This is a genomic window from Sphaerisporangium rufum (genome assembly GCF_016863395.1).
GTDB classification, from domain to species: Bacteria; Actinomycetota; Actinomycetes; order Streptosporangiales; family Streptosporangiaceae; genus Sphaerisporangium; species Sphaerisporangium rufum.
In genome coordinates, this window is the sequence record NZ_BOOU01000064.1 from 45010 (window position 1) to 63075 (window position 18066).

Genomic DNA, 18066 nt, shown 5'->3' on the forward strand with positions numbered 1-18066 from the left:
CCCGGCGCTCCGGAGCCCGGGCCCGGCGCCGGCGGCGACGATCAGGCGTCGATGTGGTCGCGGTCGACCTCGGCGGCGCTGCCGACGATGAACTCGCGGCGCGGCGCCACGTCGCTGCCCATCAGCAGCGCGAAGATCTGCTCGGCCGCCTCGACGTCCTCGATGCGGACCCGGCGCAGCGTGCGGTGCCTGGGCTCCATCGTGGTCTCGGCGAGCTGGTCGGCGTCCATCTCACCCAGGCCCTTGTACCGCTGGATCGGGTCCTTCCAGCGCTTGCCGCGGCGCTCCAGGTCACGCAGCGTGCGGTGCAACTCGGCGTCGGAGTAGGTGTAGACGAACCTCTCCTTGCCACGGCCCGGATTGGTGATCTCTATGCGGTGCAGCGGCGGCACCGCGGCGAACACCCGCCCGGCCTCCACCATCGGCCGCATGTAGCGGTGGAAGAGGGTCAGCAGCAGGCAGCGGATGTGCGCCCCGTCCACGTCGGCGTCGGCCATCAGGATGACCTTGCCGTAACGCGCCGCGTCCAGGTCGAAGCCGCGGCCCGACCCGGCGCCGATCACCTGGATGATCGCCGCGCACTCGGCGTTCTTCAGCATGTCGGCCACCGAGGCCTTCTGCACGTTGAGGATCTTGCCGCGGATGGGCAGCAACGCCTGGAACTCCGAGTCGCGGGCCGCCCGCGCGGTGCCGAGCGCCGAGTCGCCCTCGACGATGAACAGCTCGCTGCGGTCGACGTCGTCGCTGCGGCAGTCGACCAGCTTGGCGGGCAGCGCGGAGTTCTCCAGGGCGCTCTTGCGGCGCTGATTGTCCCGGTGCTCGCGGGCCGCGATGCGCGCCTTGGCCGCCGCGACGATCTTCTCCAGCACGGCGCGCAGCTGGAGCCGGTGCGCCTTCCTGGTGGTGCCGAACAGCTCCTTGAGCTCGCGGGAGACCACGTGCGCGACGATGCGGGCCGCGGCGGAGGTGCCGAGGATCTCCTTGGTCTGGCCTTCGAACTGCGGCTCGGGCACCCGGACCGCGACGACGGCGGTCAGGCCCTCGGCGATGTCGTCCTTGGTCACCGGGTCGTCGCCGTTCTTCAGCAGCCGGGTCTCGCGCAGCTGCTCGTTGATCGTGCGGACCAGGGCCCGCTCGAACCCGGTGACGTGCGTGCCGCCCTTGGCGGTGGAGACGACGTTCACGAACGAGCGGACGGTGCTCTCGTAGCCCTTGCCCCAGCGGACCGCGACGTCCACGGTGAGCTCGCGCTCCACCTCGGTGGAGGTCATGTGCCCCTGCTCGTCCAGGACCGGCACGGTCTCGTGGAAGTGGCCGGCGCCCTGCAGGCGGAAGACGTCGCACACCGGCTCGTCGCGCGCCAGGAACTCGGTGAACTCCGAGATGCCGCCGTCGAAGCGGAACTCATCCGACACCGGCTCGGCGCCGCGGCCGTCGAGCACCACGATGGTCAGTCCCGGCACCAGGAAGGCGGTCTGCCGGGCGCGCACGTGGATCTCGTCCAGCGAGACCTCGGCGTCGGCCAGGAAGATCTGCTTGTCGGCCCACCAGCGCACGCGCGTGCCGGTGACCGGGGCGGGCAGCGGGCCGCCGTCGCGCAGGCCGGACTTCTTCTTGAACCGGGCGGTCGGGCCGTCGCCGTCGAACACCCCGGGCACGCCCCGCCGGAAGCTGATCTCGTGCACCCGGCCGGCCCGGTCGACGTGCACGTCCAGCCGGGAGGACAGCGCGTTGACCACCGAGGCGCCGACCCCGTGCAGGCCGCCGGAGGCGGCGTAGGAGCCGCCGCCGAACTTCCCGCCCGCGTGGAGCTTGGTGTAGACGAGCTCCACGCCGGCCAGACCGCTCTTGGGCTCGACGTCGACCGGGATGCCGCGGCCGTCGTCGCGCACCTCGATGGAGCCGTCGGCGAACAGCTCGACCTCGATGCGCGTGCAGAACCCGGCCAGCGCCTCGTCGACGGCGTTGTCCACGATCTCCCAGAGGCAGTGCATGAGCCCGCGGCTGTCAGTGGACCCGATGTACATCCCGGGGCGCTTACGGACGGCCTCCAGGCCCTCCAGCACCGACAGGTGACGGGCCGTGTAGCCCGTCTCCGCGCTGACTGCGGTCACTCCCACTCCCACCGAGTATCGAACAAGTGTGCGTAGTCTACCGTTTGCGATGTTCCGCCGAGCTTAAGGGTGCCATCACCGGCGCCGTCCGCGTCATGTGTGAGCCGTCTCAGGTCACTTAACGACACATTCCGCTCTGGGCGTATCCGTTCGGCGATTGGGAACGTCCGCGTCGGGTTAGATGTTGAGCCAAGTGACTGACGCCAAACTCCCCACGTCAGTGGGGTGACCCGAAAGGCGATACGTGACTGGAGCTCTCGCCCCCACCAAGCCGCTCACGGCTCGGGACCGCTGCGACCGCTGCGGTGCCCAGGCCTACATCCGCGCGTCCCTCCCCATGGGCGGGGAGCTGCTGTTCTGTGCCCACCACGGGCGTCGGCACATCGCGGCGCTGCGCGACAAGGGTGCCGACATCCAGGACGAGTCGGCGCGTCTGAGCGAAACCCCCAACTCGAACACGAGCGAGCGGTGAGCTGAGCCTCACCCTCCTGATCCCATAACCGAGCGTCAACCTCATAGCGATCGCGGCGATCTCGGCCGGCGCCCGTCCCGGTGCCGTCCCGAAGGTCGCCGTGTCGCGTTACGGCCGGCTGCGGGGTCCTCATCGGCCGTCCTGGCGGTCCGCGGGCCCGCCGACCCGGTAGTGGTACCCCCCGGAGCGTACGAAGCCCTCCGTGGCGTACAGGGCGCCGGCGGCGGCATTGGCCTCGGTGACCAGCAGGTAGGCCCGGGCGGCGCCGTGCTGCCGGCCGCGGGCCAGCAGCGCGCGCAGCACGGCACGGCCGAGCCCCTGCCGGCGGTAGGCGGGCAGCGTGGCCATGCAGTAGACGCCGAGGGCGTCACCCTGCGGCACGCCCCGGCCCACCGCCACCGGTCGCCCGTCCCGCCACACGGCCGCGTACCAGGCGGGCACGCCCGACACGATCCGGGCGGCCATCGGCAGGCCGGGCGCGTCGTACCGGCCGTCCACCGACCACCAGGCCGCCAGCCACGCATCGTCCGGCCGGTCGGTGATGGTCACCGCCGGGTCCGGGTCCGGGGCCGGGGCTGCCGCCGCCAGGACCGCGGGCGGCGCCACCAGGCAGCCGGTCGGATCGACCGGCCGGTAGCCGCGCCGGGCCAGCAGCGCGTCCAGCGCCGGCGGCGCGGACGGGCCGATGGAGAACACGCAGGGCAGCCCGCGTGCCGCGTAGAACTCCTCCGCGGCCCGCACCGCGCCCGCGAGATCGGCGGGTTCGGCCAGCGGCAGCACCGAGTTGGCCCGCTTGGTCACCCCGCCGGCGTGGCGCAGCACCCAGCCGTCCCGCACCTCCTGGCCCGGAGCCGGCCACGCCTGGTGGACCAGCCGGTCGAAGTCGAGATCGGTCCCGATCATGCCTGCCAGCCTAAAGCCCGCCAGGGGATCCGCGCACGCGGCGCTGACCTGGGTAAGGGCTAGTATCGGGGTCCGTGCTCATCCTGCTGCCCCCGTCCGAGGGCAAGGCCGCCCGCGGGGACGGCCCGCCGCTTCGCCCGCGCTCCCTCGGCTTCCCCGAGCTCGCCGCCACCCGGGAGAAGGTGCTCGACGCGCTGGTCGCGGTGGCGACCGGCCCCGAACCGGCGGCGCTGGCCGTGCTCGGCCTGTCCCCCGGCCAGTCCGGCGAGCTCGCCGCCGACCGCGAGCTGCGCACCGCGCCCACCCTGCCCGCCGGTCGGCTCTACACCGGCGTCCTGTACGACAACCTCGGCCTGGACACCCTGGACGCGGACGCCCGCCGCCGGGCCGAGCGGTCGGTGGTGGTGTTCTCCGCGCTGTGGGGCGCGCTGCGGCTCACCGACCGGGTGCCGCCCTACCGGCTGTCCATGGGCGTCCGGCTGCCGCCGCTCGGGCCGCTGGCGGCCTGCTGGCGGCCGGCGCTGGGCGAGGCGCTCGCCGCCCGGCGGGGCTTGGTCGTCGACCTGAGGTCCGCGACGTACGCCCAGGCGTGGCGGCCGGGACCGCCCGCCGTGACGGTGCGCGTGCTGCGGGAGGCCGCCGGCGGGCGCACCGTTGTCAGCCACCAGGCCAAGGCCACCCGGGGCGCGGTGGCCCGCGCGTTGCTGGAGTCCGGCGCGAATCCGCGCACGCCGCGGGCGCTGGCCGGGCTGCTGGCCGATCTCGGCCACGCCGCCGAGCTCGGTCCGCCGCCGCGCGGCCCGGCCCCCTGGACCCTGGACGTGATCGTCAGCTGACGATCTTCAGCCGGGAGCAGGCCTTGGTGTACTCCTTGCGCGCATCCCCCAGATGCGACCACGGCATGGCGCTGAACCGGCCTCCGGTCCGTGCCAGGTGCCCGCGGGCCGGGCGGCGCATGTCGGCCAGGTAGAAGGCGGCGCCGAACGCGTTGTGCAACTCCACCGTCCTTGGATGCGGGCCCTGGCCGCGCCCGTCGTGCCACCGGCCGGACGCCGCGGCGATCTCCCGCTGCACCTCGAACGAGTCCCACAGCCGCGAGCGGCTCACCTGCTCCCCGGACATGTGCTCGAAGTAGGCGATCGGCAGCAACCCCGACATCGGGTCCCCCGCGGCGGCGTGGGCCGCCGCCGTGCGGGCGAACGCCAGCATCTCCTGGCTCGTGCCGCCCCGGCCGGGGGACAGGCTGACCAGCCGGGCGACGGCGGTGGCGAACAGCCGCGGCGCGCGGACCACCGCCTCCTGGTAGATCGCCTCCCGCTCGGCCATCGGCCGTTCCAGCCCGGTGGCCAGCCATAACAGGCAGACCCACGGCACCGGATCGTCCGGCGTGAGCCGGGCCGCGGTGTGCAGGGGCGCCCGGGCGGACTCCATCGTGCCGCGGAACATGCCCAGCCGGTCCGCCTGCACGGCACGCGCCCGGGCGTCCGGCCTGATCTGCCAGGCCTCCTCGATCCGGGTCCTGGCCAGCCACAGCCACAGGTCGGGATCGGCGCGATCTCGGGCGACCAGGGTCTCGATGTGCCCGCTGAGACCGGCGGCCGCCTTTCCCAGCGCCTCGGCGCGCAGCGCGCGCACCTCGGGGTCCCCCCGGGAGCCGAGGAGAGCATGAACGGCCGGCTCGAGGTATCCCTGCCCCAGGGCCTGGACCGCCTCGTCGAGCACCGCATCCGTCCACGGACGATTCGCGATCGGTCGTGACCCCCGAGCACGAGCCTGATCCGCAGCGATCACACTCATGCCGCGCGAGTCTAGGAGGCCACCGCGCCTCCGGCGCTACCGGCGGGTTACAGCCGTGTTAAGCGCTCTCGACGCCGGCCCGGCGGCGCACAGGGCCGGCGCCGCGCCCCCGGCCGCGGAAGGTGTCCCCGGAACGCGGCGAAGCGACCCCCGGTGCCGCCCGGCGGGGCGGCCCGGATGGTCGCTTCGAGGATGGCCGGGCTCCCGCCACGGGGCGGGAGCCGGCGCCGGCGCGGTCAGTCCAGGTAGTCGCGCAGCACCTGGGAACGCGAGGGGTGCCGCAGCTTGGACATGGTCTTCGACTCGATCTGGCGGATGCGCTCGCGGGTCACCCCGTAGACCTTGCCGATCTCGTCCAGGGTCTTCGGCTGGCCGTCGGTCAGGCCGAAGCGCATGGAGACCACCCCCGCCTCGCGCTCCGACAGCGTGTCGAGCACCGAGTGCAGCTGCTCCTGGAGCAGGGTGAAGCTGACCGCGTCCGCCGGGACGATGGCCTCGGAGTCCTCGATCAGGTCGCCGAACTCGCTGTCGCCCTCCTCGCCGAGGGGGGTGTGCAGGGAGATCGGCTCGCGGCCGTACTTCTGCACCTCGACGACCTTCTCCGGGGTCATGTCGAGCTCGCGGGCCAGCTCCTCCGGGGTGGGCTCGCGCCCGAGGTCCTGCAGCATCTGCCGCTGCACCCGGGCCAGCTTGTTGATCACCTCGACCATGTGCACCGGGATGCGGATGGTGCGGGCCTGGTCGGCCATGGCCCGGGTGATCGCCTGCCGGATCCACCAGGTGGCGTAGGTGGAGAACTTGTAACCCTTGGTGTAGTCGAACTTCTCCACCGCGCGGATCAGGCCGAGGTTGCCCTCCTGGATCAGGTCCAGGAACAGCATGCCGCGGCCGGTGTAGCGCTTGGCCAGCGAGACCACCAGGCGGAGGTTGGCCTCCAGCAGGTGGTTCTTGGCGCGGCGGCCGTCCTCGGCGATCCACTCCAGCTCGGCGCGCACGTCGACGGGCAGCCGCTCGCCGTCGCCGGCCAGCTGCTCCTCGGCGAACAGGCCGGCCTCGATGCGCTTGGCGAGCTCGACCTCCTGCTCGGCGTTGAGCAGCGGGACCTTGCCGATCTGCTTGAGGTAGTCCTTCACCGGGTCGGCGGTGGCCCCGGCGGCGGCGACCTGCGCGACCGGCGCGTCATCGTCGTCGTCGGAGAGGATCAGCACCTCGTCGTCGCTCTGGACCTCGACGCCCGGCTTGGGCCCCTCGACCTCCGGCTCGGCCTCGGCCTCGATGTCGGGCTCCGCCTCACCGTCGGTCTCGGTGTCGGTGTCGGTCTCGGCGTCGGTCTCGGAGTCGCCTTCGGCCTCCACGTCGACGTCGATGTCGAAGTCCTCCAGCTCGAGGTCGCCCTCGATGTCGAGGTCCTCGTCGTCCTCGCTGGAGGCCTTCGGCTTGGTTTCGATCTTGGGCGATGGCGACGCTGGCACGGCGACCTCCGGCTTGGCCTTCTTGGCGAGGGCGGCAGGGGTGGCGACCTTGGCGGGAGCGTCCGGGGCGGGCTGGGCCTTCTTCGGCGGCGCGGCCTTCTTGGCCGCGGGCTTCTTGACGGCCGGCCGGTCGGCCTCGGCCGTGGCCTCTCCCCCGGCACCGCTCACCACGGCCGTGACGGTATCGGGCTGCTCCTTGGCCGCCGCGGTGGCGGTCTTGGTCTTCTTGACGGGGGCGGCGGTGCGACGCTTGGCCGGGCCACGAGACTTCTTGGGCGCCGCCGAGTCCGCAGCGGTCACCACGACGGTCACACCCTCCTTGCTCAGGTTCCGCAGGAACCCGGCGGCGTGCGACATCGGGATGTCCGCCTCTTCGAAGGCCTTGCGGACATCCTCAGACTCGAGGAAACCCTGCGAGCGCCCACGCTCGATGAGCCGCTGAATGACGGGCTCGTTCAGCTCAGACGGCTTCGAGCGAGTCGAACTTGCAGGCGACACGAACACCTCTCGAACGAACGCATGGTGAGAATGGACCCAGGTACCCGCTAGGGGCGCTTGCTTCTTCTCGGTGGCGGCCCGTGCGAACCGCGACGCACCTGCCCAGCATTCTGGCATGACCCCGCAGTCCATACGGCCGCCTCACAACGGTTGCCCTCCACCCTAGGCCGACCGGAACAGTAGTGCGTACGGAAGCGGGTCACCGATACCCGAAAGCAACCCTTATGACTGTTTCATTCAGTCACTCTTTGTGGCGGCCGGCACATGGACGGCGAGCACTGTGACGTCATCATCCTGCTCATACCCCGCCAGCATTCGATCTACCAGGAAGTCGAGCAACATGTGCGGATTTCCCAGCACCTCCTCCGGCGCCTCCCCGACGACCGAGCAAAGTTCTGCGAGTCCGGCGTCCAGTCCGCGCCGCCGGTTCTCCACCAGTCCGTCGGAGTAGAGCACCGCGGTGTGCCCCGGCGGCACGCAGAACCGGAACTGCTTGCGGGTGGTCGGCCAGCCGAGCGGCGTGCCCGGCTCACCCTCCGACAGCACGGCGGTGCCGCTCGGCGAGACCAGCAGGGGCGGCGGGTGCCCGGCCAGCGCCAGGGTGCCCTCGCCGGTGCCCGGCTCGACCACCATGTACGCCAGCGTCGTCACCTGCTCCTCTTCCTCGGTGGCGTCGAACACGCGGTCCAGGCCGGTCAGCACCGCGGCGGGCGGCGGGTTGGTCAGGGCCAGGGCGCGCATGGCGTTGCGGATGCGGCCCATGCCCGCCGCAGCCTTGACGCCCTTGCCCATGACGTCGCCCACCACCGCCGCGACCCGCGCGTCCTGCAGCACGAACGCGTCGTACCAGTCGCCGCCGACCTGGACGTGCCGGCTGCCGGAGCGGAAGCGCTGGGCCAGCGTCACGCCCGGGATCACCGGCAGCCGCTCGGGCAGCAGGCTGCGCTGCAGCGTCTCGGCGGTGCGGTGCTCGCGCTCGAACAGCGTGGCGCGCTCGACGGCCAGCGCGCACTGGCCGGCCAGGGCCTCCAGGAAGACGCCGTCCTCCTGCGAGATCTTCTGCGGGCGGGTGAACGCGAACCGCAGCGCGCCGAGGGCCCGGCCCGCGGCCAGCAGCGGCAGGCCGACCCAGGCACGCTCGTCGGTGTGGCCGAGGAAGCCGGAGATGACCGACTCGTCACCGCCGGCCTCCACCAGCTGGTCGCGCAGGCTGTCCGGCGACTCGGCGAACACCGGCCGGCGGCTGTTCACCGCCATGGTCATCACGCTGGGCTGGGAGAGCGGAAGCTCCTCGCTGACCACGCCGGGAACATCCGGCATGCCACCGCTGTTGATCAGTTTGAGCGCGGCACGGTCGGTGTCCAGCAAGGCCACCGCCGACCGGTCGGCGGCCAGCGCGGTGCGGCCGACGTCGATGATGACCTGGACGACCTGCTCGACGGTGAGCGCCTCGGCCAGGATGGCGGTGGCGCCCTGCAGGCGCGCGGTGCGCAGCGCGGCGGCGCCGAGCTGGTCGGTCAGCCGGCCGCGCATCTCCTCGGCCTCACGCTGCGGGGTGACGTCGCTGTTGGCGCCCACCCACTCGACCACCCGGCCGTGCCGGATGATCGGCACCGCCCGCACCTCGAAGTGCCGGTACCCGCTGGCCCGGGTGCGGACCCGGTAGCTCCACTCGAACATCGTGCGGCCGCGCAGCGCGTCGCGCCAGGCCTCCTCGGTGGCCGGCCGGTCGTCGGGATGCACGGCCTCCAGCCACCCGTAGGCCAGGTACTCCTCCAGGCTCTGACCGGTGATCGCCCGCCACTGCGGCGCGTCCTCCAGCACCGCCCCGGAGGGCGAGGTGATCCACACCAGCTGCTGCTGGGACTCCACCAGCGAGCGGTAGCGCTCCTCGCTGCGGCGCAGCTCCTCCTCGGTGAGCTGGCGCTCGGTGACGTCCACGCCGAACAGCGCGACCCCGGCGACCTCCTGCTCGCCGCCGTGGATCGGGTAGAACGACAGGCTCCAGTGCCGCAGCTCGCCGGTCTGGGACATGCTGCGGAAGCGCTGGTCGCGGCCGGCGAGCGCGTGGTGCTCCTGGACGACCCGGCGCAACGCGGCGTCGATCAGCGCGGAGAGGTCGGCCGGAAGGATCTCGGCCGGGGTGTGGCCCACATGGTCGTCGGCGGACACCCCGCTGACGTCGGCGAAGCCCTTGGTTGACCCGGCGGAACCGGCCGGAGGTGTCGAAGAACGCGAACGCGAACGGCGCCTCGGCGAGCAGGCCCTGGAACAGGGCGGGGTCTGAGATGTCCACACCCGACTCCCGGGGACGGGGCACGGAGGTTTCGGCGCTCATGGTCGGCACCTCCGTCGCGTGCCAGGGTCTCCCACGAGGCACATCTCCATAACTGTGATCGGTAGGCCCAGAATCTGCACTACATCATGGGCGATGGGCACGCGCGGACGGAAGCCCCGGCCGCGATGCGGTCAACGCATCCTGTCAAAAAGGCACGGCGACACGCAGCGAGATCGGCCGACTTTCTCGCCCGGCACCGCCCCGGCCGTTGGATCTGTGCCACTTCCGGCAAGCCCTCACCTTCCGCCTCCGCCTGGTCGGTCCCGCACGCCACCGCCGCGCGCCGCACGGCACGGCGCGCCCGAAAGCGCCCGGGGAGCCGGACCGCACGGTAACAGCTTCCCACAGGAGCGGCCCCAGGGTGCCGGATGCGCGACCCCGGACTCGCCGGGGCGGGGCTTGACACGGCCGCGATTCGGGATGGAATGGGGTACGCACGCTCCGCTCGCGGCACCGCCCGCGGGCCCTGCCGGTTCCTGGCTCATGGAGGATGCGAAACCGCCCATGCCTGCACTCGCCATGCGTTTCACCGGTGGATCCGCCGAATCGCGGCCGACCGGACAGCACCCGCCCGGCCAGCGAGCGACCGGGCCGGGCGATCTCGTCGGTGAGCGACTGTCCGGCGAATTCGCCACCGTTCCCGCCGAGACCGTACGGCGCTGCGTCGCCGACGTGCGCGCCTGCGCGGTCCACCTCGGCGTCGAGCCGACCGCCGCCACCGTCGAGCGCATCGCCCGCGAGCATCTGCGCGCCCTCGCCTCCTCGGTGCCGCTGGCCGGCGCCGGCGGCGCCCGGGAGCGATCATGGGCGGGCGAAGGTGACCGCCGGTGACATGGATGTCGCCCGCGGGTGAGCCGGGCGCCTCCCGGCAGGTGAGCGGCGAGGATTTCGGGTAACAGCGGGGTCACCGCCCGGCGTTCCGTGCATCGTTCGGCCCGGGAATGCGAGAGGGTAAGGGCGTGAGCCGCCGACGACGACGAGACCCCCGGGGCACCCAGCCACCGGACGACGTGTTCGCCGAAATGCTGCTGGCGGCCCGCGAGCTCCTCGCCGTGCGCTCGCCGCTGGACGCGGAGCTCATGGTGTCCGACATGCTCGGCGCCTGGTGGGGTCGCCGGCTGCGCCGGGGCGACGTGGAGGAGGTCCTCGGCGAGGGCCTGGTCGACTACGCCGCCAAGGCCGGCACCCCGGCCGCGCTGACGCTGCTGATCGCGGTGGCCTACCTCGGCACCTCCCGCCAGGCGGCCAAGGCCGAGGGCGCCGCGCTGGCGCTGATGGAGTCGGACGTGGCCCGGCCGCGCTGGGCCGACCGGGTGGGCGCGGTGAAGCCCCAGGGCTGCTACGTCTCCCGCGACGCCTACGGCGACGAGGACACCGTGGTGTGCACCTTCGCCTACCGGGGCACGCCGGGCCCGCGGCCGGCCGATCCGGCACCGCTCGCCGGCGGGGACGACCCGCACGCCCTGGTGGTGGTGGTCGACTACAACATGGGCGGGATGGCGCGAGACGCCTGGGTCTCCTCCGAGGTCGACCGGCTGCTGGAGAAGGCCGGGGTGGAGGCGGCCGGCGACCCGATGCTGGCCTTCCAGGAGCTGGAGCCGCAGCAGGCCAGGGCGCTGCTGGAGTTCGCGATGAAGGTCACCACCGAGTCCCTGGTGCGCAAGGGCCCGGAGCTGGTCAGCGACGGCTACAGCGCCTTCCACGCCTTCGCCCGGGCCCGGATCAAGGCCCTGCCCCCCGGCCGCAAGCGCCCGGCCCCGCTGCTCAGCGAGGCGCCCTACAGCCGCGACCGGCGGGCGATGCTGGCCGCTGAGTTCCTGGCCTCCGACGCGGCCGAGCACCTGTCGGACCCCTCGGCCGCCTCCCGGTGCGCCGACCACATCATCGACTACGGCTGCGACCGCGACTTCAACCGCCCGCTGCGGGTCAGCCCCACCAAGTGCCGCACGTTCCTGCTCGACTGGCTGCCGCGCAAGGTGCTGCTCGACCCGGCCGAGCAGGAGGCCATGCCGCACGTGCTGTCGTCGTGGGTGCGCTTCGCCGCGCGGCGCACCGGCCTGCCGGAGGAAGGGCTGAAGGCGACGCTGGACGCCGTCTGGGAGGCCACCGGCCGGTTCACCGAGGCCTACCGCGATCCGACGACCTTCGGCCTGGACCGCTCCCTGGTGCGGCGGCTGCTCCCGGACGGCGACCTGTCCGCGCTGCCCCGGCGGGCCTTCGCCTTCCCGTTCCTGGAGGGACTGCACGACGGGGTGGACCTGTCGGCGCTGCACCCGGCCGAGGACGCCGACCGGCGGGTGCTGCTGGAGATCGACCACGCCGCCGAGCGCGACCGGCCCGACTTCGCCGAGCACCTGGCCTGGCACGAGGAGATCGCCACCCGGTTGTGGGACGGCGACCCCGACCAGATGTGGGAGGCGGCGCAGCGGCTGCTGGACCTCGGCCACGACCGGCACGAGGTGCTGCACGTGCTGATGGAGATCGCCGAGCGCATCGGCGACCACCCCGACGAGCTGGCCGCCGCGCTGGACGACATCGCCGACATCCCCGACGAGCCGCCCCGATAGGGGCGGCGGCCGGGTTCAGCGCAGGAAGCCGATGTCGGCGTAGCGCAGCGTGTGGAAGCCGGGCGCGCCCAGGTTCGCCACGCTCGCCTTGACCGCCCAGTTCTGCGGCCGCTGGTAGAGCGGCAGCACGTTGACCTGGCGCCAGATGAGTGCGTCGGCCTCGTTGGCGTCGGCGCGCGCCCGCTCGGGGTTGAGGTCGGAGGAGGCTTTGCGCATCGCCGCGTCGATCTCCGGGCTGCCGGACCGCCCGAAGTTGGCGTTCCACTGTGGCCGGCCGTCCGCGCCGACCACCTTGTCGGCGTAGGTGCCGTAGCTGCTGGACACCGGGAACGGCGTGCCGATGTAGGAGAACGGCGCGATGTCGAAGTTGCCGGGGATGATGTACTTGGTGAAGAAGTCATCGCTGGGCACCTGCTGGACGGTCACCCGCACGCCGATCTTCCGCAGCATCGCCTGGACGAGCTCGCCCTCCGACCTGCCGAGCGGCAGCCCGGCCGGGATGACGAACCGCACGGCCAGTTCGGTGCCGCCGCGCCGGCGGACCTGCCCCGAGCGGTGCCAGCCCGCGGCGTCCAGCAGCCGCTCGGCGGCGCGGGGGTCGTGGCGGCCGAGCGGTCCGGCGTTGTCCCGGTGGCCGTCCTGGGTGCCCATGAAGAAGTGGTTGTTCAGCACCGAGGCCTTCCAGTCCAGCCCCTGCAGGTCCGACCGGGCGATCGCCTCCCGGTCGATGCCGAGCGCGATCGCCCGCCGCACCCGCACGTCCGACAGGACGGGGCTTTCGGCGTTGAAGGTCAGGTGCCGGAAGTCCGGGCCGGCCGCCTGCCGGATCACCGCGCCCCGGGCGTTCCTGGCCCGGGCGTAGTCGGGGGCGGACGGGCCGACGTCGAACACGTCGATCTCGCCGTTGGTGAACGCCCCCACCAGCGCGTCGGCCGCCAGCGAGCGGTAGATGATCTTGTCCAGCAGGGCGGGCTCGCCCCACCAGCGGTCGTCGCGGACCAGGGTCACCGTCTTGGCGGTCTGGTCGAACGCCGCGAACCGGAACGGGCCGGCGGTGACCGGGACGCGGTTCAGCCAGGCGGTGTTGAAGGCGTCCGGCGTGGCGTTGGTCGAGCGGGGGTAGAGCGGCCAGAACAGCGACTGCCAGTCGGAGAAGGGCGCGGCGAAGGTCACCACCACCTCGAAGTCGTCCCGTCCGCGGGCGACGCTCGCGATGTCCTGGTATCCGGTGGTGGCCGCGACGTGGAAGTCGGGGTCGCGGCCGCTCATCGCTTTCCACTGCGCCTGGTAGTCCTGCCAGGTGATCGGCCGGCCGTCCGACCAGCGGGCCCGGCGGTTCAGCGTGTAGGTGACCTCCTGGCGCGGGTGGGTCGCCGTCACCCGCGCGTCGGTCACGTAGTCGGGATTGGGCGCCGGCACGGCCTTCTCGTCGGTTTGGAAGGCCGCGGGCATCAGCGCATCCATGACCTTCTTGACGTCGGCCAGGTTGCCGTCCACGTGGTTGAGGTTCCACTGCGCCGGGAACTCGGTGATCCCCCAGCGCAGCGTGCCGCCCGGCCGGAGCCGGGACCGCGGCGCCGCGTTGATGTCGTAGGCGCGGACGGCGGCCACCCGCGGCCGGGCGCCCGGCCCCGCCCCGCCGTCCCCGCCACCGCCGCAGGCCGCGGCGGCCGGCCAGGCCAGCGCCGCGGCCAGCGCCGCCGCGGCCAGCGGCCGGGCGCGGCCGGCCCGGCCCAGGCGCCGCCGCTCCGGGCGGGTGGGTGCTTGGAGCGTTGTCACGTTCGGTCCCCCTTCATCGATGCCCGCCGGGCGGCTCCTCCGCGTGATGGCAGGCGACACCGTGGTCGGGCCGCACCGGCCGCACCTCGGGGGGCTCGTGGACGCAGACCTGCCGCAGGGCGTCCGGCAGCACCCGGAACTTCGGGCACCTGGTGCGGAACCGGCAGCCGGACGGCGGGTCCACCGGGCTCGGCACGTCCCCCTCCAGCAGCACCCGGCGGCGCTCGCGCTCCCGGTCGGGGTCCGGGATCGGCACCGCGGACAGCAGCGCGCGGGTGTAGGGGTGCAGCGGGGCCCGGTAGACCTCCTCCACCCGGCCGATCTCCGCGATCCGTCCCAGGTACATCACCGCGACCCGGTCGGCGATGTGCCGGACCACGGCCAGGTCGTGCGCGACGAACAGGTAGGACAGCCCGAGGCGCGCGCCGAGGTCGGCCAGCAGGTTGACGATGCCGGCCCGGATCGACACGTCCAGCGCCGACACCGGCTCGTCCAGCACGAGCAGCCGGGGCGACAGGGCCAGCGCGCGGGCGATGGCGACCCGCTGGCGCTGGCCGCCGGACAGCTCGCCGGGATGGCGGGCGGCGTGCGCCGGGTCCAGGCCGACCAGGGCCAGCAGGTCCCGCACCCGCGGGCCGGCGTCGCGGACCCGGTGCGCGGCCAGCGGCTCGGCCACGATGTCGTGCACGGTCATCCGCGGGTCCAGCGAGGCGAGCGGGTCCTGGAAGACCACCTGGAGGCTCCGGCGGACGGCCGGCCGCGTCTTGCGGGTGAGGAGGGCGGTGTCCTGGCCGAAGACCTCGATGCGTCCCCCCTGCGGGCGGGCCAGTTCCAGGATCTCCATCAGCGTGGTGGTCTTGCCGCAGCCGGACTCGCCGACCAGGCCGAGCGTCTCCCCCTCGCGGATGTCGAAGCCGACGCCGTCGACGGCGCGCACCACGCCGCCGCGCCGGCGCGGCGGGCCGGCCGCCGGGTGGTGCCGGACCAGGCCGCGCACCGCCAGGACGACGGCCCGGCGCTCGCGCGGCGGCGGCAGCGGGCGGGCCGGATCCGCCGGGCGGGGCGGGCGGGCGACGGCCAGGCCCGGCTCGCCGGCCCGCGCGCAGGCCGCGTGGTGCCCGGGCGCCACCGGTGCCAGTGGCGGCTCGGCCGCCGCGCACACCGGGGCGGCCACCGGGCAGCGCGGGCCGAACGGGCAGCCGGCCGGCAGCGCGTCCGGCGCCGGCGGGCCGCCCTCGATCGGCACCAGCGGCGACTCCTTGCCGGCGTCCAGCCGGGGCACCGAGCCGAGCAGGCCGGCGGTGTAGGGCATCCGCGGCCGGTGGTACACCTCACGCACCGGCCCGGACTCCACCGCGCGCCCGGCGTACATCACCATCACCCGGTCGGCGAAGCCGGCCACCACCCCCAGGTCGTGGGTGATCAGCACGATGGCGGCGCCGGTCTCGCCCTGGGCCTTCTTGAGCACCTCCAGCACCTGGGCCTGGACCGTCACGTCCAGGGCGGTGGTGGGCTCGTCGCAGATGACCACGTCCGGGTCGTTGGCGACCGCCATGGCGATCATCACCCGCTGGCGCATGCCACCGGACAGCTCGTGCGGGAACGCGCGGGCACCCCGGCGCGGATCCGGGATGCCGACCAGGTCGAGCAGCTCGACGGCGCGCCGCGCGGCCCGCTCGCGGCTCACCTTCTGGTGGACGCGCACCGCCTCGGCGATCTGCCGGCCGACCCGGTGGACGGGCGTCAGGGCCGACAGCGGATCCTGGAAGACCATGGCCATCGCGCGGCCGCGGACGGCGGCGAGCTCCCGGTCGCGGGCGCCGACCAGCTCGCGGCCGTGCAGCAGCACCGAGCCGCGCACCTCGGCGTGCCGCGGCAGCAGGCCCATCGCGGCCAGCGCGGTCACCGACTTGCCCGCGCCGGACTCGCCGACGATGCCGAGCACCTCACCGGCCTCGACGGAGAACCCGACCCCGCGCACCGCGGGCACCCCGCCGAAGCGCACCACCAGATCGCGCACCCGCAGCACCGGACCGGTCACCGGCGACCTCCGGGGTCGAAGGCGTCGCGCAGCGCGTCACCGGCCAGGTTCACCGACAGGATGGTGCCGACCAGCGTCCCGGCGGCGAACCAGAACGTCCACGGCGCGTACAGCGCGGTGCGGGCCCCGTCGGCGATCAGCCCGCCGAGCGACACCTCCGGCGGCTGCACGCCGAACCCGAAATAGGAGAGGCTGGTCTCGGTGAGGATGGCGGCGCTGACGTTCAGCGTGGCGTCCACGATCAGCAGCGAGGCCAGGTTCGGCAGCACGTGCCGGAAGATGATCGTGCCGGCCGGCACGCCCATGTACCGGGCGGCCCTGATGTACTCGCGCTCGCGGAGCGACCGCGTCATGCCGCGCACGACCTTGCCGGTCACCATCCACAGGAACAGCGTCAGCATGACCACGAACAGCGGCCAGCGGCCCGGGCCGAACAGCGGGGACATCACCGCCAGCACCAGGAACGCCGGCAGCACCAGCAGCAGGTCGGCCACCCGCATCAGCACGCGGTCGGTCCAGCCGAGGAAGTAGCCCGCGCACGCCCCGGTGACCGCGGCGACCGCGGTGGCCAGGACCGCCACCAGCAGGCCGACCGCCAGCGAGCGGCGGGTGCCGCTCATGGTGAGGGCGAACACGTCGCCGCCGGTCTGGGTGGTGCCGAACCAGTGCGCGGCCGACGGCGGCCGCAGGAAGGCACCGAAGTCGAGGTCGGCGGGCGACCACCGGCACACCAGCGGCCCGGCGAGCGCGGGCAGCACCACCAGGCACAGCAGGGCGGCGCCGAGCCGGCCCTGCCCGGAGCGCAGGAACCGGCGGGCCACCGTCCGGGAGCGGGACGGCGCCCGCGGGTATCCGGTCCGGGCCGCCCGCCGGTCGGCCGGCGTGATCATCGGCCCACCCGGACCCGGGGGTCCAGCAGCACGTGCAGCGCGTCGGCGGCCAGCGCGGCGAGCAGCACGGCGACCGCCGCGCAGCCGCAGACGGCCGCGACGGTGTTGACGTCGTTGCCGCGGATCGCGGCGACCAGCGCCTCCCCCATGCCGTGCCAGCCGAACACCGTCTCGGTGATGGTGGCGCCCACCAGCAGCGTGCCGAAGGTGAAGGCGAAGTAGGTGACCGCCGGCACCAGGGCGGTGCGCAGCGCGTGCCGCACCAGGGCCGTGCGCCGGCGCAGCCCCTTGGCCATGGCGGTGCGGACATAGTCGGCGCCAAGGACGTCGAGCATCATGCCGCGCTGGTAGCGGCTGTAGACGGCGGCCTGCCCCAGGGCGAGCGACAGGGTGGGCAGCGCCAGGTGCCGGGCCCGGTCGAGCAGGCCGGCGGCGGGCCCGCCGGCGAGCCCTGGGGTCGCCTCGCCGCTGACCAGCAGCAGCTGCGCGCCCAGCCGGTCGTTGAGCCAGACGGCGCCGATGACCAGCATGTTGGCGAGCACCACCACCGGCACGGCGAGCACGGCGAACGCCGCCACGGTGGAGACCCGGTCGAAGGCGCGGTACTGCCGGACGGCCGCGGCGGCCCCGGCCGCGACGCCCGCCGCGCTGCCGGCCACCACGCCGAGCAGGACCAGCCGCAGCGTGACGCCGAACCGCCGGCCGAGCTCGGCGGCCACCCGGTCGCCGTTCCAGGTGCGGCCCGGGTCGCCGCGCAGCATCCCGGCGGCCCAGCGCAGGTAGCGCTGCGCCAGCGGGGTGCGGTCGTTGAGGTTGTACCGGCTGAGCTGGGCGTCCACCACGGCGGCCGGCGGTCGCGGGCTGCGTCCCTCGTAGTTGGACCTCGGGTCCAGCGTGGCGGCGGCCAGCAGGTAGGTCAGGCTGGTGGCCACCGCGACCAGCAGGGCGTACCCGGCCAGCCGGCGGAGCAGGTACGGCAGGAACGGCAGGAACCGCGGCACCGCTGCCATCGCCCGCCTTCCCGGCCAGGGGCGCGCGGCCCCGCGCGCCCGATCGGTCAACCGCGGCCCGCTCGGTGACCGCAGGTGACCATCCTGCTACATCAGGTGACCGGAGTGAGGCAGGAGGGCGGCGGCGGCGCCTGGTGTCGGCGGCGGCCGGCGAGCCGGTGCGCGGCGCCCGCGCCCGCGGCGCC

General features: G+C 73.8%; 12 protein-coding genes and 1 pseudogene. 4 read left to right on the top strand and 9 right to left on the bottom strand.

All coding sequences use genetic code 11. The features are described from left to right. Positions 1 to 41 precede the first annotated feature (41 nt). Positions 42 to 2114, bottom strand: coding sequence for a DNA gyrase/topoisomerase IV subunit B (locus tag Sru01_RS24055; RefSeq protein ID WP_203990029.1), 2073 nt, complete (start codon positions 2112 to 2114; stop codon positions 42 to 44). 244 nt (positions 2115 to 2358) lie between these two features. Between Sru01_RS24055 and Sru01_RS24060 the strand changes: the two genes are divergently transcribed. Beyond that, positions 2359 to 2586 carry a DUF7455 domain-containing protein gene (locus Sru01_RS24060; protein WP_203990030.1) on the top strand — a complete coding sequence of 76 codons (228 nt, stop codon included), beginning with the start codon at positions 2359 to 2361 and terminating at the stop codon, positions 2584 to 2586. A gap of 129 nt (positions 2587 to 2715) precedes the next feature. On the opposite strand, the gene Sru01_RS24065 is transcribed toward Sru01_RS24060, so the two are convergent. Continuing rightward, positions 2716 to 3489: a GNAT family N-acetyltransferase gene (locus Sru01_RS24065; RefSeq protein WP_203990031.1), complete on the bottom strand. Its 774-nt coding sequence runs from the start codon at positions 3487 to 3489 to the stop codon at positions 2716 to 2718. Between the two features lie 74 nt (positions 3490 to 3563). On the opposite strand from Sru01_RS24065, the gene yaaA reads away from it, so the two are divergent. After that, positions 3564 to 4325, top strand: a complete 762-nt coding sequence (gene yaaA / locus Sru01_RS24070; protein WP_203990032.1) for a peroxide stress protein YaaA — start codon at positions 3564 to 3566, stop codon at positions 4323 to 4325. On the opposite strand, the gene Sru01_RS24075 is transcribed toward yaaA, so the two are convergent. From Sru01_RS24075 to Sru01_RS24085, 3 genes and pseudogenes are all read right to left on the bottom strand, one after another. Then, positions 4318 to 5211 carry a hypothetical protein gene (locus Sru01_RS24075; RefSeq protein ID WP_239137688.1) on the bottom strand — a complete coding sequence of 298 codons (894 nt, stop codon included), beginning with the start codon at positions 5209 to 5211 and terminating at the stop codon, positions 4318 to 4320. The genes yaaA and Sru01_RS24075 overlap by 8 nt on opposite strands. 311 nt (positions 5212 to 5522) lie before the next feature. After that, positions 5523 to 7256: an RNA polymerase sigma factor gene (locus tag Sru01_RS24080; RefSeq protein ID WP_239137689.1), complete on the bottom strand. Its 1734-nt coding sequence runs from the start codon at positions 7254 to 7256 to the stop codon at positions 5523 to 5525. Positions 7257 to 7493: 237 nt separating this feature from the next. Further along, positions 7494 to 9594: pseudogene (locus Sru01_RS24085) on the bottom strand (SpoIIE family protein phosphatase). A gap of 504 nt (positions 9595 to 10098) precedes the next feature. Here Sru01_RS24085 and Sru01_RS24090 point away from each other — a divergent pair. Both Sru01_RS24090 and Sru01_RS24095 read left to right on the top strand, forming a co-directional pair. Beyond that, positions 10099 to 10425: a hypothetical protein gene (locus Sru01_RS24090; protein WP_239137690.1), complete on the top strand. Its 327-nt coding sequence runs from the start codon at positions 10099 to 10101 to the stop codon at positions 10423 to 10425. 191 nt (positions 10426 to 10616) lie between these two features. Next, positions 10617 to 12161 carry a hypothetical protein gene (locus Sru01_RS24095; protein WP_239137692.1) on the top strand — a complete coding sequence of 515 codons (1545 nt, stop codon included), beginning with the start codon at positions 10617 to 10619 and terminating at the stop codon, positions 12159 to 12161. Positions 12162 to 12176: 15 nt separating this feature from the next. Here Sru01_RS24095 and Sru01_RS24100 read toward each other — a convergent pair whose 3' ends face one another. The 4 genes from Sru01_RS24100 to Sru01_RS24115 are packed head-to-tail and all read right to left on the bottom strand — an operon-like array spanning position 12177 to position 17881. After that, complete coding sequence (locus tag Sru01_RS24100; protein WP_239137691.1) at positions 12177 to 13940, bottom strand: ABC transporter family substrate-binding protein; 1764 nt, start codon at positions 13938 to 13940, stop codon at positions 12177 to 12179. A gap of 13 nt (positions 13941 to 13953) precedes the next feature. Continuing rightward, positions 13954 to 15981 carry a dipeptide ABC transporter ATP-binding protein gene (locus Sru01_RS24105; RefSeq protein ID WP_203990035.1) on the bottom strand — a complete coding sequence of 676 codons (2028 nt, stop codon included), beginning with the start codon at positions 15979 to 15981 and terminating at the stop codon, positions 13954 to 13956. Then, positions 15978 to 16871, bottom strand: coding sequence for an ABC transporter permease (locus Sru01_RS24110; RefSeq protein WP_203990037.1), 894 nt, complete (start codon positions 16869 to 16871; stop codon positions 15978 to 15980). Before Sru01_RS24110 ends, Sru01_RS24105 begins: the two co-directional genes overlap by 4 nt. Continuing rightward, positions 16868 to 17881: an ABC transporter permease gene (locus Sru01_RS24115; RefSeq protein ID WP_203990038.1), complete on the bottom strand. Its 1014-nt coding sequence runs from the start codon at positions 17879 to 17881 to the stop codon at positions 16868 to 16870. Before Sru01_RS24115 ends, Sru01_RS24110 begins: the two co-directional genes overlap by 4 nt. Positions 17882 to 18066 lie beyond the last annotated feature (185 nt).

Excerpts from the sequence above, each read along its gene's own strand:
- Sru01_RS24095 (WP_239137692.1), top strand. The coding sequence starts at position 10,617 with ATGCTGCTGGCGGCCCGCGAGCTCCTCGCCGTGCGCTCGCCGCTGGAC.
- Sru01_RS24090 (WP_239137690.1), top strand. The coding sequence starts at position 10,099 with ATGCCTGCACTCGCCATGCGTTTCACCGGTGGATCCGCCGAATCGCGG.
- Sru01_RS24065 (WP_203990031.1), bottom strand. The coding sequence starts at position 3,489 with ATGATCGGGACCGATCTCGACTTCGACCGGCTGGTCCACCAGGCGTGG.
- Sru01_RS24115 (WP_203990038.1), bottom strand. The coding sequence starts at position 17,881 with ATGGCAGCGGTGCCGCGGTTCCTGCCGTTCCTGCCGTACCTGCTCCGC.
- Sru01_RS24110 (WP_203990037.1), bottom strand. The coding sequence starts at position 16,871 with ATGATCACGCCGGCCGACCGGCGGGCGGCCCGGACCGGATACCCGCGG.